Origin of the sequence: Pedobacter cryoconitis (assembly GCF_014200595.1) — a bacterium.
GTDB classification, from domain to species: domain Bacteria; phylum Bacteroidota; class Bacteroidia; order Sphingobacteriales; family Sphingobacteriaceae; genus Pedobacter; species Pedobacter cryoconitis_C.
In genome coordinates this window covers 426,566-451,649 of sequence record NZ_JACHCG010000001.1, presented here as the reverse complement: position 1 = coordinate 451,649, position 25,084 = coordinate 426,566, and the positions used below count along the sequence as shown (strand labels likewise).

Sequence of the window (25,084 nt, the reverse complement as noted above, 5' to 3'; positions counted from 1 at the left end):
ATAGCTGGTTACACGGCCATTAAATGCTTATTTGACGTCAATACAACACCTATTTAAATTCATTTTTCACCGCAGTAGCATCAATTTCAATTAACATCCCATCCAAAGCCAGCCTTGAAACCGGAATCAGCGTATTGACAGGGAACTGCTCATCAGGCCATACTTTTTTACCCTCTTCAATAAGTATTTTGTGTTTATCAGCATCATAATCGACAACCAGTGTAGTCAGTTTAGCAATATGCTTCATTTGAAGCCCTTTACTTTTTAAGGCAATGGCCAGGTTTTCAAAAGTATACCTAACCTGTGTCCTGAAATCCTTACTCAATTCTCCTTTATTATCTGTTCCTGCCTGTCCGGCAACAAACACCAATATACTGTTTGCCGGTACGGTAGCGACGTGAGAATAGCCATGCGGACGGGGATCATATAACCCTTTTGGGTTAGTAATTTCTTGTGCGATACCTTGTTGAGTCAATAAACCTATTGTTGTCATAATTAATAACGATTGAATGATTTTCATAATGAATAAATTAACCTAAGATTGGATGAAATAATTGTGTAGAAATAGCAATTGGAAAGCCGACGCTTTTGACCAGTAAGCCTTATCATGTGCACCCGGACGCTCTATATAATCGTGTGCTATTTTAAGTTTGATCAGTTTTTGGTGTAAAGCTCTGTTCACTTCCAGCAAAGGATCATCAATTCCGCAATCAATTATCAGCTTCAATTCGTTATTTTTCAAAGAAGAGACGTTATAATTCACCGTATGCTCTGCCCAGTCTTTCTGATGGCTGTTATAAACCCCAAGGCTTTTTTCAATGCCATAACCACTCGTAAAAGGTGTGAAATCTACTGCCCCGCAAATACTGCCCGCTGCCCCAAACAAGTCTTTATGACGTATGGCAATAAAAAGTGCGCCATGCCCTCCCATACTCCAGCCATAAATGGCCCTTTTTTCTTTTTGGGCCAGTGAAGGATAATTTTTATCTGTGTACGCTACAAGCTCTTTACTCAGGAAAGTTTCATACCGCAATTGTGCATTAACAGGACTATCAAAGTACCAGCTGTCAAATCCACCATCTGCAAGTACAAAAATCATTTGATAAGTATCTGCCTGTGCAGCCAGATCAGGAATATCCTGTTTGATAGTCCTGATTGCATTTCCACTGTAGCCATGCAGTACATAAACCACTGGAAATTTTTTGATATCCTTTGTTTGATCCGGTGCGATAAAAACACAGCGAACTTCTTTTTTCATCGCTTCACTATAAACTGATACGGTATCTGCTTTTGCTGCAAATGCAGAACCCGCAAACAGCATTGCTATTAATAGCACTGATAATTGTTTCATATTCCTTAATTTGCAGCAAAGTACCTGCTTATTTAGCTGCAAAACATTTACATATGTTGATGAAACAGGGAAAATTACAAAACCCGTTATGAAAATCATTTTCAGACTTACTTTACTATTCATGATGTCCCGGCCTTTATCCGCTCAAAACAATTTCAAACAACAGCAACTCACTTTTGAAAGGGTAAAAACTGCCTACACACAGAAATGGGCTGTTTTAAAAGAGGAAATGCATCAAAAAGGTTTTAAGGATAAATTTGAAGTACATATAGAAGCCTATAAAAGCGAAGGCAAAGTAGAAGTGTGGTTAAGGAACAGCAATGAAGCCAAATACAGCTTATTTAAAACCTACGATTTCAGCGCACATTCAGGAATTTTAGGGCCAAAGACTAAAAAAGATGATTTGCAGACTCCGGAGGGAATCTATTTTATTGACCGGTTTAATCCGGAGAGCCGGTTCTATTTATCCTTAAGAATTAATTATCCAAATGCAGTTGACCTGTTAAGGAGCGGTCAGCAAGACCCTGGCTCAGCTATTTATATTCATGGTAACCAGCTCACCGTAGGCTGCATTCCTTTAACCGATGATAAAATCAAAGAAGTTTATGTACTCGCTGTGGAAGCCAGTAACAGCGGACAAAAACAAATTCCTGTTCATATTTTCCCCTTTAAAATGACAGAGGAAAATATGAACAAAAAAACAGCGGTCTTCCCACAGCATAAAATATTCTGGAAGACCTTACAATTGGCTTATGATAATTTCAAGAAGTCCAAAACTACCGTTTAGTCTTCTGCTACAGGTGACCATGTTTCCTGCAAATGATACCATTTCAATTGCCCATCTTCTCCTCTGACGAATAAAGCAGTAGCGATTCTTTTATTATCTCCCTCTTCTCTGTATTGATATTCTGTGTAAGTCATCAATACACTATCAGTTTGTACATACTGCGCTTTGATGTCCGCCACCTCTACAGAGATATCGGGTTTTAACCCATAAACAGTAGGTAGCCATGCTGATAATTCTTCGAAATCCACAGTTACACCACCGGGCGTAATCATGATAAAGCCGGGATCAAACTTCCTCAGTATTGCATCCTCTGCCGCTTTGTTTCCTTCCACATCACTGCGAAACCATTCTCCGATATTTTGTATAAAGAGATTGATCTCTTCTGTTGCCTGTGCGATGATATCCATAGCTATTGTTAATTAATGTTTCCTGATCCGTACATCAGGTTATAAAAATAGTATTATTTATTTCAATCCGGAGTCAGGGTAAAATCAAATCAGGTTGTCACAAGATAAACCACAAGAAAATGACTGATCCATCCAAACAAGCTATTCGTCACTGCCTGTTCCCGGCTGGTCAATTGTTTTGCTGCAACCAAAATTCACAACCTAATTTAGTAATGTTATGACAGGTCATATTCACCCATGTATTATGTTCAGCGGCTTTCTATCGATTGCCTTAGTCATTGCGATCATCGTAGTTATTTATCTATTAAAAATTGTCCATGAATCTTGTGAGGAATAAACTTTTCAACCAGCTGTATCCTTTTGTTTTCTTTCCGATCTATATGATCAGCCTGCTTCCGCATTCCATTGCAGAGCCGACGATCGGAAGATTTCTTTATTTTATTTCTTACCGGATATTCAGATATCGCTATAGCGTAGTTCTGCAAAATCTTTCCAGATCCCTGCCTGCAAAATCTTATCATGAGATCCAGCAAATTGCAAAGGAATTTTATAAACACCTGATCTGCATGGTCATTGAAACCATCAAACTTTTCTCAGTCAGCAGTCAGGCCCTGGATAAAAAAGTGCAATTGGTGAATACAGGATTATTAACCGGGTATCATCAGCAAAACAGGAACATCATTGCTGTTCTGGGGCACTACGGCAACTGGGAATACCTGAATATACTGCCCGCACAGCTCCCCTTTACGGTGAATGCGATTTACAAACCACTTTCCAATCCACTGATGAACAGACTCGTTCATTATGTAAGAGGACGTTTCGGCATGCAGCTTATTCCAGCAAACCAGGCACTCCGGCACTTATTGAAACAAAAGGATAAGCCACAACTGTCCATTTTCATTGCAGATCAATTTCCCGGTAGTTGTGAACAGGAAAAATTTGATTTCCTCCATCAGGCTACGAACATGTTTAACGGCGCAGAAAAGCTGGCCATTGCCACAAATGCGGTAGTCGTTTACCTGGAAATGAAAAGAAAGCCTGATAACTGCTGGGAAATAAGCTTTTCCCTGATTACTGACTCTCCAAAAGAAACCAGTAACCAGGAAATTACTAAATGTTTTGCCACTCACCTTCAGCGAACGATCAAAACAGATCCCTCCTACTGGTTGTGGTCGCACAAAAGGTGGAAGCACTAGGCTACTTCCATCCTCCGCCTAACGCTTTGTATAAAGACACAGTAGCTTGTAATTGTTGTAACTGATCATTGACCTGGCTCAATTGTGCCGCCAGAAAACTTTGCTGTGCAGTCAATACCTCCGTATAGTTTGCTGATCCATACCTCACCAATGCCTGCGTATATTGAACAGATTTTTCCAGGTTCTCTAACTGACTCGCCCTGGTAATTTTCTTTTCTGAAGCCTTCTGATAGGAGTACATCGCATTCGAAACCTCCTGTCCGGCGGTTAATACAGCCGTCTGAAAACTTAATACCGCTTGTTGCTGCTGTTCCAAGGCTACTTTTAACCTCGTTTTGTTTGCTCCTTTATTAAATATAGGCTGCGCTAATCCGCCGGTTAAACTGCTGATCCATGACCCCGGGCCAAAGAAACTGCTAAAGCTCGTATACCCCCCAGCCGCCGAAATGGTTAGTGAAGGATAAAAATAAGTACGCGCCACATTGCTCAGCTCAAAAGCATTTTTAAAACCATATTCCGCAGCTTGAACATCGGGCCTGTTAGCTAGTAATTGTACAGGAACACCCGTTTGCAGTAAAGTAATCGGATGGATCTGATCAAACTTACTCCGTGCAACCGGCCCCGGAGCATTACCCAGCAATAAGTTCAGGCCATTTTCAGTTTCCCGGATAGATTGCATCAGATCGGGAATCGTAACTGCGACAGCATATTTACTCGATTCACTTTGTACAACCGCTGCCCCGGTTACCACATCTGCGGTTTTCAGCTTTTTCATGATATCGACAGTCGTCTGCCAGTTTTTCAAACTTTGCTGCGTAATTAATAATTGCTCATCCAAAGCTAGTAACCGGTAATAGCTGGTTGCAATACTGGCGACCAGTTCAGTCTGAACCGCTCTTCCATTCGCCTCAGCCTGTAATAAGGAAGCTAAATTAGCCCGCTTGGCGCTGCTCAGTTTACCCCATAAATCAGCTTCCCAGCTTGTAGTCAATTCCGCCTGATATTGGTAAGGAATAATACTTTTCACCTGATTCGGATTAGAGGAACCCGTTGCGATTGCACTGGCATCACTATTCAAAGAAGGCAAAAAAGCCAGTTTACTTTGTTCAAAATAAGCTTTAGACTGTCTGATACGGGAATAAGCGGCCTGTAAATTCAAATTCCGCTGGATGCCTTCCCCAATGAGTTTTTGCAATAAAGTATCCGTAAACATCTCTTTCCAATGTAAATCGGCAATGGTGATGGTATCCGCAGCTACATGTTCTCTATATAAACCTTCCAGATCCACAGCCGGTTTTTGATAAGGCTTAGTGACTTTGCAGGAAGCGAATAACACAATAATCAACCCGAAAACGGGCAGATAAATTTTCAAGTATCGTTTCATTTATTTATTTCTTTTTTGTCAGATAGGGCCTCTAATGATTTGTGATCGGGTTTCTTCTTCAACTTCTCCTGAAGCGTCTGAAACACAATAAATAAAGTCGGTGTAATAAACAGACCGAAGACTGTTCCGATCAGCATCCCGCCAACAGCTCCAACTCCGATAGAACGGTTACCATTTGCACCCGCGCCGGTAGCCAGCATTAAAGGAACCAATCCTAATATAAAGGCGAACGAAGTCATTAAAATCGGTCTGAGCCTTGCCTGTGCACCTTTCACCGCAGCTTCTACGATCTCCATGCCGGAGCGTCTTCTTTCTACAGCAAACTCTACAATCAGAATCGCATTTTTAGCCAGTAATCCGATCAGCATGACCAGGGTAATCTGGACATAAATATTATTACTGATCCCAAATAAATGGGCAAACATAAAAGCTCCGGCGGTACCTACAGGTATAGTCAGCAGAATAGATAATGGCAATAAATAACTTTCATACTGCGCACTAAGCAGTAAATAAACAAAGATTAAGCAAAGCAGGAAGATAAAAATCGTCTGGCTGTTTCCGGCAAGCTCTTCCCTTGTAATCCCTGAATATTCGTAGCTATAACCAGCAGGTAATGTTTTCGCAGCAACCTCCTGTATCGCAGCGATTGCCTGCCCCGAACTATAAGAGGCATTAGGCGTTCCGTTGATACTAATTGAATTGTATAAATTGAAACGGGTGATCGCCTGTGGCCCATAAGTTTGTGTCAAGGTAAAAAACTCTGATACCGGAACCATCTGTCCATCAGGTGTGCGTACAAAAACACCATTCAAACTTTCAGGGGTCATCCTGTATTCTGGTGATGATTGTACCATAACCCGGAACTGTTGTCCGAACTGGTTAAAGTTTGACGCGTAAACCCCTCCAAAATATCCTTGCATCGCAGAAGTTATATCCACCACATTCAGCCCCGCCTCTTTAATCTTTGGCACATTCATGTTCATCAGATACTGAGGAAAATTAGGATTAAAAGAGGTCGTTGCAAACTGTATTTCAGGTCGTTCTGACAAGGCCGATAAAAAGTCTTTGCTTGCTTTGTAAAATGCAGGGATTTCTCCACCAGTCCTATCCTGCAACTGGAATGCAAAACCATTGGTTGTTCCAAATCCCTGTATAGTAGCCGGTGCAAAGAACTTAACCTCGGCTTCTGTAATATCAGTCGATTTCTTAATCAGTTCACTGATAATTGCCTGTACATCTCTTTTCCGCTGATCCCATGGAATAAGCCGCATCACTACCGTTGCATAATTACTACCTGTTCCAGACAACTGTCCACGACCTGTAATAGCCAGTACATTATTGATTTCCGGAATAGTATGCGCCAGTTTTTCTATTTTACGGGTCACTACATCTGTCCTTTCCAGCGAAGCACTTGGCGGCAACGAGATATTACAGTTAATTGCGCCCAAATCTTCATTCGGTACAAACCCTGTTGCTGTATTTTTGGCCAGGAAAAACAAGGCGACCATAAAGAAAGCCAATATCGAAAGCGGGATCCATTTCTTATTGCTGAAAAAAGCAATCGTATTTGCATACTTATTGCTCATCCGCTCAAAAGAGGTATTAAAAGCGGTATAGAATTTCTCCATGAAACTCATTTTGGCTTTTCCTTTTTCGTGATGGCTCTTTAAAAACAGCGCACATAATGCAGGACTAAGCGTCAACGCATTAATTGCTGATAAGATGATCGCAATCGCTAACGTAAGTCCAAATTGCTTATAAAACACACCCGATGATCCGCTGATAAAACTGACGGGAATAAACACAGCAGACATGACTAAAGTAATAGAAACGATTGCGCTTGAAATTTCGCTCAAAGCATCAATACTCGCCTCTTTTGCTGAGGTATAACCACTGTCCAGCTTCGCATGGACTGCCTCGACGACGACAATCGCATCATCCACCACAATGCCAATCGCGAGGATCAGGGCAAAGAGTGTCAGTAAGTTAATTGTAAAACCGAATAGTTTCAGGAAGAAAAACGTCCCTATAATGGCAACCGGTACAGAAATAGCTGGAATAAGTGTAGACCGGAAATCCTGCAAAAAGACGAATACGACCACAAACACCAATATAAACGCCTCAAATAAGGTATGCAACACCTTCTCAATCGAGGCCGTCAGGAAGTCATCGACACTCTGCAAAACGACATAATGTATGCCCTTAGGAAAAGTTTTAGAAGCCTTATCCATTACTTTAAGCGTTTGCTGGATCACCTCACGTGCATTTGAACCTGCTACCTGTGCTACGTTAATAGATACCGCAGGGTGCCCATTAGTCCGTGTACTGTTAAAATAACTTAAAGCACCGAGCTGTATCCTTGCAATATCTTTAAGCCTTAGCAAACGGCTGCGATCATTGGAACGGATCACAATATTTCCAAATTGCGCAGTATCTACCAGCGTACCCGGATATTTAATCACGTACTGAAAGGCCTGTCCTCCGCTTTCACCAAACTGTCCAGGAGCGGCCTGTATATTCTGATCAGCTAAAGCCGCAGTCACATCTGCCGGCACTAATCCATAAGAAGCCATCACCTCGGGGTTCAGCCAGATCCGCATGGAATAATCCATCTGACCGGAGGCAGAAGCATCACCCACCCCCTGAATCCTTTTCACTTCAGGTACGATATTGATATCTACATAATTCTGTAGAAAGGTCTGATCATAAGCCGGATTATCACTATAAACCGAAAAGATCAATAACGTACTGGTTTGTTTTTTCTGAACCGTAACACCGGCTTTGGTTACTTCCTGAGGTAATAACGGGGTAGCGCGGGAAACAGCATTCTGCACATTGACCGCAGCCATGTTCGGATCACTGCCAATTTTAAAACTTACGGTTATATTTCCCGATCCGTCGTTACCGGCAGTAGAGGTAATATAATCCATATCTTCAACCCCGTTGATCTGTTGTTCAAGAGGTACAATTACACTTTTCAAAACCACATCTGCACTCGCGCCGCTGTAGTTGGCCGATACTTGTACAGTTGGGGGTGCAATATCAGGATACTGGGAAATCGGGAGCGAAACAAGGCCCAGTATCCCAAGGGTAACTATGATAATAGAAACCACGGTTGATAACACCGGACGCTCAATAAATAGCTTTAACATATGCTGATATTTCTTAAATTATTTTGTTGGTTTAATTTCCAATCCTTCTCTCAGGTTTGAAATACCATCTGCTACTACCCTATCACCTGCTTTTAATCCTTTCTGGATCACATAAGAATCATCCGTACTGGCCGCAGTTGTAATTTCTGCAGAGTTCACTTTGTTGGATTTATCTACGACATAAACAAATAATTTGCCCTGAATCTGATAAGTAGCTTTCTGAGGTACCAGTAATGCCGAATTAATTGTCCGGGGAATCCTGACCACAGCACTGCTACCACTGCGTACCAGTCCATCATGGTTGGGAAAAGTTGCTCTCATATTGATAGACCCCGTTTGGGCATTAATTAAACCACTTGCAGTTTCCACTTTTCCAGCAGTTGGCAGTACATTTCCATTCGCAAGTACCAGGTTAACCGGAGGTAACGTTGCTAATTTCTGCTGCATGGTTATCCCTTTGGCGGCAAGGAAAAAGTCAAGCCCCTGTCTTTCATTAATCGAGAAATAGGCATAAATACTTTCAATGTTTGATACCGTAGTCAGCGGATTGGCAGTTGTACTGCTTACCAGACTTCCGATTTTATAAGGAAGGATACCAATTACCCCGTCTACAGGGCTGAAAATCTGAGTATAACTCAGGTTTGTTTTCGCATTATTCAATGCTGCATTAGCTTGTGCAAGAGCTCCCTGTTTCGATTCGAGTGTATATTTTGCTGATTCCAGCTGATAAGGACTCACAATATCCCCATCTACTAATGGTTTTACTTTATCTACGTTCATTCTTGCCGCATTAACGTCTGCCTGTGCTATTTTTATATTGGCTTCTGTTGTTTTCACATCCTGCTCGTATTGCGGGGCATTAATTCTAAACAACAGTTGTCCTTTTTTTACTGACGCACCTTCATCCACAAAAATATCTGCTACATATCCATCTATTTTTGGACGTATCTCAATATTCTGTATCCCCTGAATAGTTGCAGGATAATCAGAATAAATATTGGCTGTTTGCGGTGAGAGCGTAATTACAGGATAAGGTTTAACCTGATCGGCTGTCTTATCTTTTTTATGATTTCCACAAGAGGAAAAGATAACCAGGGAAGCCAGAATGGCTAAAGAAGTTTTGAAAGTGTTCATATCGTCTATAGAAAGAATCATAGCCAGTAAAATTGACTATATACAAGATAACCATATTAACGTTTACAGCGTTAACTGGAATTAAAAAAAACGGAAAGAATGGAATCCGCCTGTTAAGCTATTTTAACAATAAGGAGGGGCACGCAGAGGGAGCAGCCGGAATTCATGGCCACTCAGGCTTTTTGTGGTATATAGTACCTGATAAGCCTGTACAACGACCAGAACTGGTGGTACCAAATCTATTTTAAATCCGGCAGTTGGTAATATAACCGGTAGAAAATCCTGTTCAAAACAAAGTAATCTGCAATGCATCACTTTAGCTCTGCACATAGGAGTTTTTAAATTCCCGATTTCAGTTGAAGCACCTTTGTGAAAAAAACCATCAGCATACCTTGCAATTACTCTTCCGTTTAAGCCAAAAAAAATGACCAGTATCAGCGTAAATTTAATTAAGATATGAACTGCTTTTTGCGTTTTCATTAAAGGATAGACTATAGGATGTCTTAAAGGTTCAAATGTATTCAAAAATTCTGTTTGAATACTGTAGACTAAAACGAAAAAAGAATATATTTTGTTTGAAGACAGTGTTTTTTATTATTGTCGCAAATCCCCCCTTATTTTGTCTTTAACGCCTGCTTGTTTTGCAGGACCGGATGGTAATTTTACAATATAAATCTAACCCTATTATGAATATCAAAAGCATTAAAATCATTTACTGGATCTCGACAGTACTGCTGGCACTGTTTATTTTACCCGGAATCTTCTTCTTGAATGCGCCAATGGCGCTTGAAGGCACAAGACATTTAGGACTCCCATACTGGTTTCATCTCGAGGCCGGCATCGGTACTTTTATCGGGGGATTGATCCTGATCCTGCCAAAATTACCACCGCGTCTAAAAGAATGGGGCTATGTTGCCTTAGGTATTGTCTACCTGTCAGCACTCATAGCCCACCTCTCTGTTGACGGAGTTATTCCAATGTCATTCACTCCGCTTATCGCATTTGCGATTTTACTGATTTCTTATTTATTTTATCATAAACTACTAAAACACGCGGATTCTTAGGCTCAGCTCGAAATTACCATCAACGTAACCCCTTAATGCCGAAGTACCAGAGGTATAAGAACCACTCAGGTTCAATCCCTGGTACTGCATCCCTAAACCGAAAGTAAAACTTTGTGTAGAGTGGTACAGGCCATATACATTGACTCTTTTATTGGCAAAAACAAGATTTGCACCTGCGTCAAATATATCATCGTACCCTTTTACACCCCGTAAAGCTACTTTAGGTTCAACATCTACCCCTTCTTGTCCTTCACTTAATGATAACCGGTAACTTGCTGCGGTATAGAAAGTAGACTGATCTACTAAATTATTCAGGTCATTTTTGTGAAACACACTTTTCAGATTAGGTAAAGCGCCCTGTAAAGTAAGCCTGTTTGCTGTATACGCAACCCCAAAATCACCATCAACATAAGTTGAACGCTGATTATACTGACTGATCCCTACATCAGTCGGATCACCATTAACGAGATTTTCATTCAGTCTGTCATTCGAGAAACCAAAAGATAAACCAAAATGTAATTGATCCCCCTTTCCACTGAGTGGCAAATGATATGCATAAGACGCTACTGCCCTTGTCCAGCGCTGCAATCCAATTTTATCATTACTCACGTTGATTCCCAATCCCATTCTATCAGTGACCCCATAATTACCTGTTACCGATTGGGTAACAGGTGATCCAGGTACACCATTCCATTGTGCACGGTATGCCAGGTTAAAAGCCAGCCCGCTATCAATTCCAACCATTGCAGGATTACCCAGATATTGATTCTGATAATACATTGCTGCGAGCGGATTCAACTGCGCATATGACTGTTTAGCAGTAAATAAAAACAGCCCCGTGATCAATCCCCATATTGCTAGATTCCTTTTCATAACTTTAATTATTAATTGTTTCTTACCAGCGTAATGAAGCCTTTAAACTTGCCTCTGCCGTCACCAAAATCCAATACATAGAAATAAGTGCCTTCACTTAAAGGATTGCCACTGATTGTTCCATCCCAGCTATTATCATATCCTTTTTTAGTATAAAGCAGTCTTCCCGCACGGTCAAATATTTTCACCACATTATCAGGGTACATATCAATATTCCTGATCACGAATTTGTCGTTTACCCCATCTCCGTTAGGTGTTAAAATATTCGTTGCATCAATAGTTTTATAATCATCCAGCACGGTAATCGTAATCAGCTGAGTACTGCTGCAACCTGTCGCATTTAATGCCGTAACGGTGTAAGAAGCAGTACGTGATGGTCTGATGGTCAGTATCGCCGTGTTTTGTCCGCTGATGATACCCGCAGCGTCAGCCCATACGTAACTGGTTCCGCCACTTGCTGTTAACTGGGTAGTTATACCTTTGGATATTTCCAGCCCCTGTGAAGAAACAATACTGAGCACTGGCAATGGATTAATAGTCAGTACAAAAGTTCTGCTGTAAGTATCTGCTCCTCCATTTGCTGTTCCGCCATTGTCTTTTACAGTCACTGTAATATTTACAGTACCAGAAACAGTCTGGTTAGCTAAACGGTAAGTCAATGTTCCATTTCCACCACTACCCTGGCTTACACTCAGGTAACTGAACATAGCCGGTTTATCGGAACGCACAGTAAGTGCGGTGGTTTGGCTTGTTTCCGGCCCTGGAGTAATACCAGTTAAAGCAATAGTCTGTTTGCTGGTTGTATTACATTGCGTTAAATCAGCAATTGGATTTAAGGCCGGTGCCTCGTTTACATCAATCAGGTTAATAGTAAACTGTTTATCCAATGTTAAACCGTACTGCGTTGTACTTCTGACTAAAATGCTGTAAGCTGATTTTTGCTGGAAGCTCAGACTTGCATTTGTTCTTACCTGATCACCAGCAATAGCGAACAATGAATTGTCAGTATCACCACTACCACTCACCAGTGAATAAGTGAAAATTGCATTCGGATCAAGCGATGTACTGCTTAAAGTTCCGGCTAATGCTCCCGCAGGTTTGTTTTCATATACCGGTACTGTAGCAAACGTGATACTTGTAGGTACGCCCGGGCTTACCGTTAATATTCCATTGACAAAAGTGATCGTATAATTAGCTGCTGTTGCTCCGTTTACAGTAATCGGATAAGTCCCTGCCACTGAGCTATTGGTTGCCAGGGTACTTAAACTAGCAGGCGTTGTCAATACACTGCTATTTTCTCCATTTACAAATCCGCTGTAGCTTAAGGTTAACACAGGAACAGTAGTGCCTTGTATCATTTGCTTATTATCGGCTGTAATAGTTAACGGTTGCGCCGTAATAACCCCATTTGTACTCGTCAAACTTGTTGTAGTCAGTACATAGTTACCTGCATCAGTTCCGGTCAATGTAATTCCGCTCACAGTTACTGTTTTACCGGTTGCAACCAATGAGTTATTATAAGTTCCGGCAGCAGGATTATTCAAGGCTACGTTTTCTCCGGATACCTGACCTGTAAAGCTATAGTTAGCGCCCGTTAAAGTTGCAGTCGCATTACCGTCATAAACTTTGGTAATTGTACCAGCGAGTACAGGTGTAATTGCTGCTGAGGTAATGGTTCCGGGAGCAGTCAGGCTGTTTGTTGAAAGTGTATAGTTTGCGGCATCTGCTCCTGTAAGAGAGATTCCAACAGCACTAACCGTTCTATTGCCCACATCTTTGAGATCGTAAGTTCCGGCAGCAGGATTTGTTATCCCTACCTGATCAGCACCAATATTTCCGGTGAAGCTATAGTTAGCGCCCGTTAATGCAGCAGTCGTATTGCCGTCATAAACCTTGGTGATTGTACCCGCTAATACTGGTATAATCGTAGCAGCAGTAATCGTACCCAGAGCAGTTAAGCTTGTGGTGGAAAGCGTATAATTCACAGCATCAGCTCCGGTTAATGTAATTCCATTCACACTCACTGTTCTGTTACCTGCTTCTTTCAGATCATAGGTCCCAGCTACAGGATTATTCAAGCTTACATCATCTGCACCAATATTTCCTGTAAAACTGTAATTGGCAGCAGCTAATACCGCAGCTGTATTGCCATCATAAACTTTAGTGATTGTACCTGCCAGTACTGGTATAATCGTAGCAGCAGTGATCGTACCCGGAGCAGTTAAGCTTGTGGTAGAAAGCGTATAATTCGCAGCATCAGCACCTGTTAACGCAATTCCGTTCACGCTTACTGTTCTGTTACCTGCAACTTTCAGATCATAAGTTCCGGCTGCCGGATTATTTAATCTCACATCATCCGCGCCTATATTTCCAGTAAAGCTATAGTTCGGTCCGGTTAACACAGCGTTCGTGTTGCCATCATAAACTTTGGTGATTGTACCTGCCAGTACTGGTATAATAGTCGCTGAGGTAATGGTACCCGGAGCAGTTAAACTTGTGGTGGAAAGCGTATAGTTCGCCGCATCAGCACCTGTTAATGTTATTCCGTTCACGCTTACTATTCTGTTACCCGCATCTTTCAGGTCATAAGTTCCGGCTGCCGGCTTGGTTATTGCGACATCATCCGCACCCACATTTCCTGTAAAGCTGTAATTCGGTCCGGTTAACGCAGCAGTAGTATTGCCATCATAAACCTTGGTAATTGTGCCCGCTAATACAGGTATAATAGTCGCCGAAGTGATCGTACCCGGAGCAGTTAAATTTGTAGTGGAAAGCGTGTAGTTCGCCGCATCAGCACCTGTTAATGCAATGCCGTTCACGCTTACTGTTCTGTTACCTGCCTCTTTCAGATCATAAGCACCTGTCACAGGATTATTTAAGCTTACATCATCTGCGCCGATATTTCCGGTGAAGCTATAATTCGATCCAGCCAGGGCAGCAGTAGTATTGCCGTCATAAACCTTGGTAATCGTGCCCGCTAATACTGGTATAATCGTCGCTGCGGTAATCGTACCCGGAGCAGTTAAACTTGTAGTAGAAAGCGTGTAGTTCGCAGCATCAGCACCCGTTAATGCAATCCCGTTAACGCTTACCGTTCTGCTGCCTGCTTCTTTCAGGTCATAAGTTCCGGCGGCAGGATTATTTAAACTCACATCATCCGCGCCAATATTACCTGTGAAGCTATAATTGGCAGCAGCTAATACCGCAGCTGTATTTCCATCGTAAACTTTAGTGATTGTCCCTGCTAACACTGGTATAATCGTAGCAGCAGTAATCGTACCCGGAGCAGTTAAACTTGTAGTAGAAAGCGTATAATTCGCAGCATCAGCACCTGTTAATGAAACTCCATTTACACTTACTGTCCTGTTACCAGCTTCTTTCAGGTCATAAGTTCCTGCGGCAGGGTTATTTAAACTCACATCATCCGCACCAATATTACCTGTGAAACTATAATTGGCAGCAGTTAATACCGCAGCAGTATTGCCATCGTAAACCTTCGTGATTGTTCCTGCTAACACTGGTATAATCGTAGCGGCAGTGATCGTTCCAGGAGCAGTTAAACTTGTGGTGGAAAGCGTATAATTCAGTGCATCAGCACCTGTTAATGTAATTCCATTTACACTTACTGTTCTATTGCCTGCCTCTTTCAGGTCATAAGTCCCGGCAGCCGGATTGGTTATCGCCACATCATCCGCACCAATCTTTCCAGTAAAGCTATAGTTCGAACTTGTTAATGCAGCTGTAGTATTGCCGTCATAGACTTTAGTAATCGTACCCGCTAACACCGGTATAATCGTAGCAGCGGTAATGGTACCCGGAGCTGTTAAACTTGTGGTGGAAAGTGTATAGTTCGCCGCATCAGCACCTGTTAATGAAACTCCGCTCACGCTTACCGTTCTGCTGCCTGCTTCTTTCAAATCATAAGCACCAGTTACAGGATTATTTAAACTTACGTCATCTGCACCGATATTTCCGGTGAAGCTGTAGTTTGATCCGGTTAACGCAGCATTAGTATTGCCATCATAAACCTTAGTGATCGTACCTGCTAATACTGGTATAATCGTAGCAGCGGTAATGGTACCCGGAGCAGTCAGACTTGTAGTGGAAAGTGTATAGTTCGCAGCATCAGCACCTGTTAACGCAATTCCGTTCACGCTTACTGTTCTGTTACCTGCAACTTTCAGGTCGTAAGTTCCGGCTACCGGATTATTTAAACTCACATCATCCGCACCAATATTTCCAGTGAAGCTATAATTCGTATTTGTTAAAGCAGCTGTAGTATTGCCATCATAAACTTTAGTAATTGTGCCTGCTAATACAGGTACAATGGTCGCTGATGTAATGGTACCCGCAGCAGTTAAACTCGTGGTAGAAAGCGTATAATTCGCTGCATCAGCACCTGTTAATGCAATTCCGTTCACGCTTACTGTTCTGCTGCCCGCAATCTTCAGGTCATAAGTTCCGGCTGCCGGATTATTTAAGCTCACATCATCCGCACCGATCTTTCCGGTGAAGCTGTAATTCGAATTTGTTAAAGCAGCTGTAGTATTGCCATCATAAACTTTAGTAATTGTGCCTGCTAATACAGGTACAATAGTCGCTGAGGTAATGGTACCCGCAGCAGTTAAACTCGTAGTGGAAAGTGTATAATTCGCAGCATCAGCACCTATTAACGCAATTCCGTTTACGCTTACTGTTCTGCTGCCTGCATCTTTCAGATCATAAGCGCCTGTCACAGGATTATTTAAGCTTACATCATCTGCACCGATATTTCCGCTAAAGCTGTAATTCGATCCGGTTAACGCAGCAGTAGTATTGCCATCATAAACCTTAGTAATCGTACCCGCCAATACTGGTATAATCGTCGCTGCGGTAATTGTACCCGGAGCAGTTAAACTTGTAGTAGAAAGTGTATAATTCAGTGCATCAGTTCCGGTCAGCGCAATTCCGTTCACGCTTACTGTTCTGTTACCTGCAACTTTCAGATCATAAGTTCCGGCTACCGGATTATTAAGTGTTACATCCTCTGCACCAATTTTTCCTGTAAAGCTGTAATTCGAACCCGTTAAGGCAGCAGCAACGGTGCCGTCATAAACCTTGGTAATTGTGCCCGCTAATACAGGTACAATGGTCGCTGAGGTGATTGTTCCGTTTGCACTGACATTGGTAGTCGAAAGTATATAATTTCCAGCATCGGTCCCCGTCAGGGTTAAACCTGTAACACTGACTAAACGGCTGCCAACATCTTTTAATGCGTAAGTCCCTGTAGCCGGATTATTTAAAGCTACATTCTCTGTACCAACCTTACCTGTAAAACTATAATTAGCATTGGTTAAAGCAGCTGTGGTATTGCCATCGTATACCTTGGTAATTATACCCCCTAATATAGGTACAATGGTCGCTGAGGTGATTGTTCCGGTTGCACTGACATTAGTCGCCGAAAGTATATAATTTCCGGCATCTGTACCAGTAAGTGCTAAACCAGTAACACTCACTAAACGGTTGCCAACATCTTTAAGTGCGTAAGTTCCTGTAGCAGGATTATTTAAAGCTACATTCTCTGTTCCAACCTTACCTGTAAAACTATAATTTGCAGCAGTTAACGCGGCTGTGGTATTTCCATCATATACCTTCGTAATAGGTAATAGTAAAGATGGAACGATACTCGCCGCAGTAATTGTACCCGTTGCACTTACACTTGTTGTAGAAAGCGTATAATTGGCTGCATTTGCTCCGGTTAATGTTAAACCAGTAACACTGACCAAACGGTTACCAATATCCTTTAGCGCATAAGTTCCTGTAGCTGGATTATTTAAAGCTACATCCTCCGCGCCTACCTTACCAGTAAAACTATAATTAGCACTGGTTAAAGCAGCTGTGGTATTGCCATCATATACTTTAGTAATTGGCAGCACCAGCGAAGGAACAATCGTAGCCGTTGTAATCGTACCTATAACTACCACCGGGTTTAACGTATATGATGCACTGTTAGCACCTGTTAAAGCCAGACCGGTTAAAGTTACCGGCTTATTAATTCCTACACCCGCATTATTATAAGCTGCTGAAGTATAAGTTACACTGACCACATCTGGTGCGACCACCCCACTTGCTACTGTAAGCGGATCAAAAACAACATTGGCAACCGCATCTCCATTATAAGCTTTAGTTACCGCAGCAAAAGTTGCAGTTACCGCTTTCGGTGCAATGACCAGTGAAAAGGCTTGTGAACCTGAACTTACACAGGCACCAGTCACATTAACAGTAAAATTAAAAGTACCAACAGCAGTTGGTGTACCTGAAATAACCCCAGCCGAAGATAGCGTTAAACCAGCCGGCAAAGTTCCCGGAACAGCTAATGTATAAGCAAAAGGTGCTCCTCCACCCGAAGCAACCGTTACAGGTTGACTATAGGCTGTTTTATAAGTTCCTGAAGCCAGAACCGGCGATAAATTAATAACCTGGCTGGATAAGGTTAACAATGCACCGGTCGAACTGACTATACCTGAAGAGCCATTTGCGTTCAGCCTGTATTTATTATTATTTAAGCCATTGACATTTGAAATAGTAAGTGTGGCAGTAGCAGATCCCGAATAGATCGCATTATCAGTAATATCTGCATAATTTGCTCCCCCATCTGTACTTAACTGCCATTTCAAAGAACAAAAGTTAGCAGCCACAGCAGTAAACGTAGTACCTGTTCCAGCGCACTGGCTCAGTTTATCTGTTGGATTCGTAGTAAATGAAGCGCCGGATACGGTAAATGTTTCACCAGCAAGAAAAGGTGAGAAAGAAGTACCGTCACTTTTGAATTCCCAATTAACAGCATTATTAAGCTGGGCTAAAATTACAGCAGGGGTACCGGCTAAAGTACCAGCACCAGCTGTTTTTTTGAAACGTGCAGTAAATCCCGTATCAAAAGCAGGATCTCCCGGATCATCATGTAAAATAAGAGACAAATTCTGTGCACCACTTGCCAGTGCCGCAGGCAGCATAGAACGGTCAGCAGCAAAAGTTGTCGGGGTTAAAGCCGCGTCCCAGCCACTAACTCCACCCCCATTGTCATGGTTCATACTAATACCCGCCAGTAATGTTGGCGCAGCGACACTACCGGTAAAAGCAAAAATCTGATCTCCAGAAAATAAACCTAAGCTCATGTACTGGTGATCTCCACCAGGAGGATTTGCCCTGGTGGCTACTGACTCAACTATTCCCGTGACAGTTCCTGCCGGGGCATTTGTATTGTCAAAAGCCTTTAACTGGTACTTACAGAAGACATAAATTTCTGTCCCCGCCGGATAGCTTTTATCCGAAGTCCATTTAATTACACCATCGGTTGTCGCCTGCACATCTGCCTGAAAAGCATTTGCAGAAGTCCATCCAAAATCAGTAAAGTAGATGTCTGTACCTGCCGGTATCTGGCGTAACAATAAAAAAGAGAACCGGTCGTCCTGACCTGCTGGTGTACCTCCGTCCTGAAGGTCGTAACCAGTAATGATCACGTCCCCTTTACCGAATGTACAAGTCTGTGCAACAGCATTATAACTAATGCTGGTCAGGATAATCAAAGACAAGACTATGCCTTTGATTATCCTTTGAATAAAAATTTCCATGGTATGATGGATTAAGAGCGTTAATATATATTTAGATTGTACTTAGTTATTTAAGAGCACATATAAGTATTAATCCATCCTGACACTAATCCCTGAGGTGGATCATCGTATATTTCAGTCCATTCGCGAAGTACCTCAATTAAGGGCACTGTATCTTGTATGATCAGTTGATTCCCTGCTCCCAGTTTGACCTGGTATGCGGGTGAAAACACCTGATGTGTATTGCCATCTATGTAGATTGTTCCTTTAGCTCCCTCTATTTTAGCATCCAGCAGTTCATTCAGAAGCTGTTTTGTATTAAAAAGGGAATTCTCTAAAGAAACCGTGATATATTTTATAATTAATGCCCCCGTATCCCAGCCTAATGCACCAATAGCATCTGGCGCACGGCCAGTTTTACTTTTAAAAGCATTGCAATAAGCTACATTTCCGCTTGTGGCAGATTGAGCCGCCCATGGCAGATAAGAGCTAACAACTATTTCCTTATTGGTTATTCCATATTCTGGTAAATGAAGTTCTTCGAGCATGGCCGGATTAACGAAAATATTTAACGGAATTGCCGGAAATTCAATGGCAAGTCTTTCATAAAAAACCGGACTTAAATCACTGTAAACAGCCATAATATGGCGAACGTCATGATTTGAAGTTAAAAAGCTGGTTAGTGGCTCCATATCAAATTCCGCAGCATTAAATTTGCTGACGAAATTAAAAGCAACTGAACTTCCTTCATCTGCATACCCCTTGGTAATGGCATGGCAAAGACTATATCCACCATCGTAATAAGAAGTCGCAACAACAGCCTTACTGCTTACTTTAGCAGCATTTTTACCAATCAGCCTGCAATGCAGCGCATAATTGAGGGTATGATAAATTACAAAAGGTTGTTTTTTGACAGGAGGGTATTTAGCACCACTGTTCACTACAATCAGCAGTTTTTTTAACGCATTGATTAAAGGAAACAGGCACTCTATTGTTGGATGATCTGCAAAAACAATTAACAGGTCTGCTTTTTCATCCAGCAGCATGATTTCTGCTTCCTTCAGCATCAGCACCCCATCTGTTCCAAAGCCAATACTTGCCGTCAGTAGTTCAGGAGACAACGCAGTTGCCAGTTCAGCTAAACTACCTTTTAACCCGGTCATAAAATTATGAGAGATCAGCGGATAAGTCGTAGAATTTGGAAGCAGTACACCTATTTTCATATGCCTTAACCTTGTGATGGATAAATACCGAACAATGAAATGATATAATTGAGCACCACATATGGCTGCATATTATTATGAGGCTGACTGTTACCAGCACCAGATAATACAATAGTAGTATCCAGTGGCATCATGCCTGATGCTGTTGGCGTGCGGCTGAAATAGCGCTTTCCCGCGGCAATAGCAATCCCATTATTTACAGGAGAAGTCTGTGTATCAGGATCATTTGCCCTGACTTTCATATTCAGTTCTCCGGTTACGGTATGCGCATGCGGAGGAAGCTGATTGGGAGTTAAAGTTACATTCTCTACTCCTGCAAGCTGTCCAAGTACATAATTAGTACCCGATTGTGGATTCGTACCCATATGAACAGGTACACGGCCTCTTAAATCAGGCAAAGCAAAAGTATTCTGTCCGTCACCACCAAAGGTAGTGCCGATTAAATTGAATAAGATATCATTTTCCGAAATGGCCAGTAAGCTGCCATCGCAAAATGCCCATCCCGCAGGAGCAAAATTGCCACCAAAAATTGTTATTTCACCTACATAAGGTTGTGCTGCTGACATAGTTTTATAATTTAAGGTCTTGGAGGAAAAATGCCCTGTAAGGCGATAACAAAAATCACAACCAGGTAAGGCTGCATATTATTATGTGGTTGATTACCTCCCAGTATATTCGTTTGAGTATCCAGGTTCACCGCCAGAGGAGCCATATAATCTGTAGGGCTCGGTGTCGGCGAATAAAGCAGATCAGCACCTGGAGAAGTTGCAGGCAAACTGGCCACTGCATTTGCAGTATTAGGTGCCACCCCCGTTTTAAGGCCTGCACCCAATGCATGGGTATGCGCAGGCATTTCACTTAACAACAGTGTTTCTGAAGTTGTCCCGCTAACCTCTCCTAAATTGCGGTAAGTTAATCCGGGCCCCTGACCGGCCCCGATTGGAGCTGATCCTTTAAGATTCGGGAGTGCGAAAGTTGTTCTTCCATCTCCCCCATACGTTGTACCCAATAAGGAAAAAAGGGCCGTATTTTGAGATATAGACATTAATTGTCCATCACAGGTTGCCCATCCTCTGGGTGCAAAATTAAAACCAACCAAACCAATTTCCCCAACAAAGGGTTCCATGCTAGTAGCCATAATACAATAGATTTAAAATACTTGATTTAGTTTCTTGAAGGAAAAATACCCGATATACAGATACAGAAATTCAATACCAAAAATGGCATCCTGTTTTCATGTCCCTGTCCCGCACCGATAGTCTGGGTATTGAAAGGTGCATTATTATACATCCCCGTATCAGTCTGATTACTGAAGCGGCCCGCTAAAGCAGGGTTTGCAGCATAATAATTGTTTTCAGGAGTTAACACGGTGGCATTTCCGAGCCCCGCCTTTGCCCGAACATTTCCAGACCCCAAAGTATGGTTGTGCTGAGGAATTTCGTTCATCACAAGTGTGTGAGACTCTTCGCCAGAAACCTGTCCCTGAACAAAGCCATTACCTATGTGCATAGGGACTTTTCCTCTGAAATCCGGTAAAGCAAAGTTTTGTACACCATTTCCTCCGTACATGGTACCTAGTAAAGAAAATAAGGCTTGATTTTGAGCGATGGACAAGAGCTGCCCATTACATTGTGCAAAGTTTCGAGGCGCAAATCCGAAAGGAAATATGCCTATTGAACCAAGATATTCATCCATTTTGAGAGCGGATTTAAAGAATTGTTGTGAGCGTTTTTTTATGTAAAGTAGCCTGCTTGAATAGTTAAGTTGTTTAAGTATTGTTATTTGTGTCATAAAATTAGTTTATTTTTTTATAAATGCAATATTTTTTATTTTTTTTCTGTGACTTGGAAATGACAATATAATTTATCTAAGTTTATGGTGCTCTTAAATTTAACGCTATGTCAAACCGAAGGTCGTTTCTCAAAAACACAACCCTTGTAGCAACCGCTACCCTACTCAGCAAATCAATCAGCTCCTTTGCTAATCTTAGTAAAACCGCTGCTACTTTGCATGCTTCTGGTAAAAACGTGATTATTTATTACAGCAGTCAGCTGAATGGTCAGATACGTAAAGATCCCAAAGAACCCGGAGGTATAAACAATTTAAACAAATTGCTGAACAACCAGGATACCGGAGGCCTGATTTTAGACGCAGGAAATTTTTTAGGGTCTGATCATGATCTCACCCACCATTACGCAGTAATTGATGCCATGAATAAAGCCGGTTACCATACCAGTATGCCATCAGTACAAGACCTTGGTCATGGTGAGGCTCATCTAGCTAAATTATCAGATCAGATGAACTTTTGCCTGGTAAACTGCAACTATATATTTAATGATCTTAAACTCGCTGCGGCTGTAAAGCCATGGCAAGTTATCAGTTTCGGTAAATTCAAAATAGGGATTACCGGAGTAGGCCCGGAAATTAGTGGTATCGGTTTTCACGATCCAATCGAAAAAGCAAACCACGTGGCAACATACCTTAAAAACAACATGAATTGTGATTTTGTCGTATGCCTGTCTGGTCTTGATTATCAGAAAGAAGGCAATTCATCAGATAATATCACGCTGGCAGAACAGTCTGAAGCTATTGATCTTATTATTGGCTCAGGTATTCCGCATAAAAAAAATCATACAGTAGTCCTAAAAAATATAATTGAACATGATGTCTTTATCGGGCACACTGTTCCCCAGAGTTTAACGATGGGTAAGATGATATTCGGATTTAAAGATCAGCAAAAATCTTATGCAGAAAACAGGCACCTCGTTAACCATATCGACCAGGCTTGTTAAGCAGAATATCCCGACCTGAAATAAATTAAGAAACCCATCAGCTAAATCAACTGATGGGTTTCTTTAACGGCCGCCATGACGAAAATGCTCTTGGTTTGCCCTATACCTTTCACTTCTCCCAGCTTATTGACAAAGAAATTATGGTAATCTTCCATACTTTCCGCTACTATTTTGACCATAAAATCAAAATCTCCTGAGATATTATAACATTCTACAATTTCCTTAAACTCAAGCATCGCTTTAATAAAAACCGCACCCGATCTCTTATTATGTTCTCTCAAAGTAATCATGCAAAGAACAATCATTCCTTTGCCAACCAATTGTCTGTTCAGGATAGCCGCATATTGCTTAATCACTCCGCTCTTTTCCATTCGTTTAATTCGTTCATGAGTTGGCGTTGGACTCAAATGAATAAGTCCAGCTATTTCCCTGACGGTAAGTTTGGCATTCTCCTCCAGTAATCTGAGTATTTCATAGTCCTTCGCATCTAAGGATACGGAAACCTTTTCCGGCTGTTCTGTATTTGTCATAATTCATGGATCAAATAAGTAATTTGTTCTTTTAAAAATACAAAAATAACACGTTTGTACTGAATATTTATTATCATTTCTATAATCTATTCTATATAAATACCTTTGAAAGAACAATACCAATTTATGATTTCAAAAAAGAACCTTATTCTCACCATTGCTTCGATGGGTATTTTCGTAGAAGCACTCGATATCGCAATTATTAATCTGACCATTCCCTCTATACAAGCGCAGTTCAATATCAGTAACGACCAGGTACAATGGTTGCAAACACTATACGTATTACTTTATGGAGGTTTCCTGATTATCGGAGGAAAACTATCCGATGTAATCGGCAGAAAAAAGATCTTTATGATTGGCGCTGCCCTGTTCCTGCTCACCTCATTGGGCGCCGGACTTTCAGGCTCCTTTGTAATACTTGCTTTTTACCGTGCCGTGCAAGGTTTAGCCGCAGCATTGATCATGCCTTCAGCACTCTCCATTGTTACCCATACCTTTACAGAAAAAAATGAGCGCAGTAAAGCCATAGGAATTTTCAGTTCTTTTGCAGCCATAGGATCAGGCAGCGGTTTATCTATGGGTGGCATCATTAGCACCTATTGGGGCTGGCACTGGGTTTTCCTGATTAACGTCCCTATTCTGGCGCTCGTTATTTTCACTTCCTGGTATTATCTGGACGCAGATGGTCCACGTGACCAAAAGAAGTCACCAGATCTTATTTCAGGTTTTATATTAGTCGCAGCCTTGCTGATGCTGAGTTACGGTGTACATGAACTTGGTAATTTTCAAAAACACTATTTATTATTACCCGCTTTAGCAATTGCAATCGTAATTTGTATGAAGGTATTATTTACCCGTTTAACCACTTTAAAAGACCCTTTAATTGATTTATCAATTTTCCGTTCCCCAACAGTTGTGACCGCGAACGGCGTCTTTTTTCTATTGGGTTCTTTTTGGACAGGTTACCTGTTTATCATTTCACTGCTGCTTCAAAAAGACATGGATTTTAGTGCTGCCAAATCTGGTTTACTACTGGTTCCCTTCAGTATTCTGTCTGCACTGGTTGCTAAATTTGCATTACCTGCAATTATGAAAAGACTGAACATAGCCCGCACAGGCTTTCTTGGAATGACCATGATGTTAATCAGCGCAGTTTTGCTGGCAGCATCTCTGATGACCGGTCACTCTTTAATTTTAATTCTGCTTTCTGCTGCGTTTGCTTCAGGCCTGGGAATCACGATCAGTTACACTGGCCTGTCTGTACTTTCCATTCAGGATATCCCTAGTCAGCATTACGGTTTAGCTTCCAGCCTGGCTACGACCTCTTATTTTCTTGGCGCGGGAATCGGACTATCAATCCTGACCTTGTTTATGACCAGTAAAAACGTGACTGCTTCTGTAACTCCGCTTTCGATTGTAATTCTTGGTATCTATGCTTTCATTGGCCTGAGCTGGTTAATTGTTTTCATCAGAAATCAAAGTACAACTCAAAAAAGAGCGATACAAGTTTCCAAATAGTCCAACAAAATCAGGAGATAATACACGACCGCCCATAACGCTTCCATGATCTTTGTGGTGTTGATTCTATTCATGAATCACACC

General features: G+C 41.7%; 19 protein-coding genes. 5 read left to right on the top strand and 14 right to left on the bottom strand.

Annotated elements, in window-relative coordinates:
- Window positions 1–49: 49 nt before the first annotated feature.
- Both HDE70_RS02115 and HDE70_RS02110 read right to left on the bottom strand, forming a co-directional pair.
- On the bottom strand, window positions 50–520 hold the full coding sequence (locus HDE70_RS02115) for a RidA family protein (protein WP_221301997.1): 471 nt from the start codon (window positions 518–520) through the stop codon (window positions 50–52).
- Window positions 521–535: 15 nt separating this feature from the next.
- Window positions 536–1,351, bottom strand: coding sequence for an alpha/beta hydrolase (locus HDE70_RS02110; protein ID WP_183887766.1), 816 nt, complete (start codon window positions 1,349–1,351; stop codon window positions 536–538).
- A gap of 88 nt (window positions 1,352–1,439) precedes the next feature.
- Between HDE70_RS02110 and HDE70_RS02105 the strand changes: the two genes are divergently transcribed.
- The gene (locus HDE70_RS02105) at window positions 1,440–2,138 is read left to right on the top strand and encodes a murein L,D-transpeptidase family protein (RefSeq protein ID WP_183887764.1); all 699 of its coding nucleotides are present in this window, start codon (window positions 1,440–1,442) and stop codon (window positions 2,136–2,138) included.
- Here HDE70_RS02105 and HDE70_RS02100 read toward each other — a convergent pair.
- Complete coding sequence (locus HDE70_RS02100; protein ID WP_183887762.1) at window positions 2,135–2,545, bottom strand: hypothetical protein; 411 nt, start codon at window positions 2,543–2,545, stop codon at window positions 2,135–2,137. The two genes, HDE70_RS02105 and HDE70_RS02100, sit on opposite strands and share 4 nt — an antisense overlap.
- Before the next feature lie 317 nt (window positions 2,546–2,862).
- Between HDE70_RS02100 and HDE70_RS02095 the strand changes: the two genes are divergently transcribed.
- A complete protein-coding gene (locus HDE70_RS02095) occupies window positions 2,863–3,741 on the top strand; it encodes a lysophospholipid acyltransferase family protein (protein WP_183887760.1) in 879 nt (292 codons plus the stop codon).
- A gap of 1 nt (window position 3,742) precedes the next feature.
- On the opposite strand, the gene HDE70_RS02090 is transcribed toward HDE70_RS02095, so the two are convergent.
- The 4 genes from HDE70_RS02090 to HDE70_RS02075 all read right to left on the bottom strand — a co-directional run bounded on the left by HDE70_RS02090 (window position 3,743) and on the right by HDE70_RS02075 (window position 9,891).
- Window positions 3,743–5,125: an efflux transporter outer membrane subunit gene (locus HDE70_RS02090; RefSeq protein ID WP_183887758.1), complete on the bottom strand. Its 1,383-nt coding sequence runs from the start codon at window positions 5,123–5,125 to the stop codon at window positions 3,743–3,745.
- Window positions 5,122–8,277 (bottom strand): efflux RND transporter permease subunit, encoded by a 3,156-nt coding sequence (locus HDE70_RS02085; RefSeq protein ID WP_183887756.1) that lies wholly within the window; start codon window positions 8,275–8,277, stop codon window positions 5,122–5,124. The genes HDE70_RS02090 and HDE70_RS02085 overlap by 4 nt, the downstream gene beginning before the upstream one ends.
- An 18-nt stretch (window positions 8,278–8,295) precedes the next feature.
- Entirely contained in the window at window positions 8,296–9,411 is a 1,116-nt protein-coding gene (locus HDE70_RS02080) for an efflux RND transporter periplasmic adaptor subunit (protein ID WP_183867692.1), read from the bottom strand.
- A 123-nt stretch (window positions 9,412–9,534) separates the two neighbouring features.
- Window positions 9,535–9,891 (bottom strand): hypothetical protein, encoded by a 357-nt coding sequence (locus HDE70_RS02075; RefSeq protein ID WP_183867693.1) that lies wholly within the window; start codon window positions 9,889–9,891, stop codon window positions 9,535–9,537.
- A gap of 206 nt (window positions 9,892–10,097) precedes the next feature.
- Between HDE70_RS02075 and HDE70_RS02070 the strand changes: the two genes are divergently transcribed.
- Complete coding sequence (locus HDE70_RS02070; RefSeq protein ID WP_260159874.1) at window positions 10,098–10,475, top strand: DoxX family protein; 378 nt, start codon at window positions 10,098–10,100, stop codon at window positions 10,473–10,475.
- On the opposite strand, the gene HDE70_RS02065 is transcribed toward HDE70_RS02070, so the two are convergent.
- From HDE70_RS02065 to HDE70_RS02040, 6 genes are read right to left on the bottom strand one after another with little or no spacing between them, the layout of a single operon-like run.
- Window positions 10,455–11,348, bottom strand: coding sequence for a type IX secretion system membrane protein PorP/SprF (locus HDE70_RS02065; protein WP_183887754.1), 894 nt, complete (start codon window positions 11,346–11,348; stop codon window positions 10,455–10,457). The two genes, HDE70_RS02070 and HDE70_RS02065, sit on opposite strands and share 21 nt — an antisense overlap.
- Before the next feature lie 11 nt (window positions 11,349–11,359).
- Complete coding sequence (locus HDE70_RS02060; RefSeq protein ID WP_183887752.1) at window positions 11,360–18,958, bottom strand: YDG domain-containing protein; 7,599 nt, start codon at window positions 18,956–18,958, stop codon at window positions 11,360–11,362.
- Window positions 18,959–19,008: 50 nt separating this feature from the next.
- Entirely contained in the window at window positions 19,009–20,160 is a 1,152-nt protein-coding gene (locus HDE70_RS02055) for an ABC transporter substrate-binding protein (RefSeq protein WP_183887750.1), read from the bottom strand.
- Window positions 20,161–20,165: 5 nt separating this feature from the next.
- Window positions 20,166–20,726, bottom strand: a complete 561-nt coding sequence (locus HDE70_RS02050; RefSeq protein WP_183887748.1) for a phage tail protein — start codon at window positions 20,724–20,726, stop codon at window positions 20,166–20,168.
- 11 nt (window positions 20,727–20,737) lie between these two features.
- The gene (locus HDE70_RS02045; RefSeq protein WP_260159873.1) at window positions 20,738–21,298 is read right to left on the bottom strand and encodes a phage tail protein; all 561 of its coding nucleotides are present in this window, start codon (window positions 21,296–21,298) and stop codon (window positions 20,738–20,740) included.
- Window positions 21,299–21,324: 26 nt separating this feature from the next.
- Window positions 21,325–21,855, bottom strand: coding sequence for a phage tail protein (locus HDE70_RS02040; protein ID WP_183887746.1), 531 nt, complete (start codon window positions 21,853–21,855; stop codon window positions 21,325–21,327).
- Between the two features lie 203 nt (window positions 21,856–22,058).
- Between HDE70_RS02040 and HDE70_RS02035 the strand changes: the two genes are divergently transcribed.
- On the top strand, window positions 22,059–22,952 hold the full coding sequence (locus tag HDE70_RS02035; RefSeq protein ID WP_183887744.1) for a hypothetical protein: 894 nt from the start codon (window positions 22,059–22,061) through the stop codon (window positions 22,950–22,952).
- Between the two features lie 41 nt (window positions 22,953–22,993).
- Here HDE70_RS02035 and HDE70_RS02030 read toward each other — a convergent pair whose 3' ends face one another.
- Window positions 22,994–23,482, bottom strand: coding sequence for an Lrp/AsnC family transcriptional regulator (locus HDE70_RS02030; RefSeq protein WP_183887742.1), 489 nt, complete (start codon window positions 23,480–23,482; stop codon window positions 22,994–22,996).
- Window positions 23,483–23,587: 105 nt separating this feature from the next.
- Between HDE70_RS02030 and HDE70_RS02025 the strand changes: the two genes are divergently transcribed.
- Window positions 23,588–25,000 (top strand): MFS transporter, encoded by a 1,413-nt coding sequence (locus tag HDE70_RS02025; protein WP_260159872.1) that lies wholly within the window; start codon window positions 23,588–23,590, stop codon window positions 24,998–25,000.
- Window positions 25,001–25,084 lie beyond the last annotated feature (84 nt).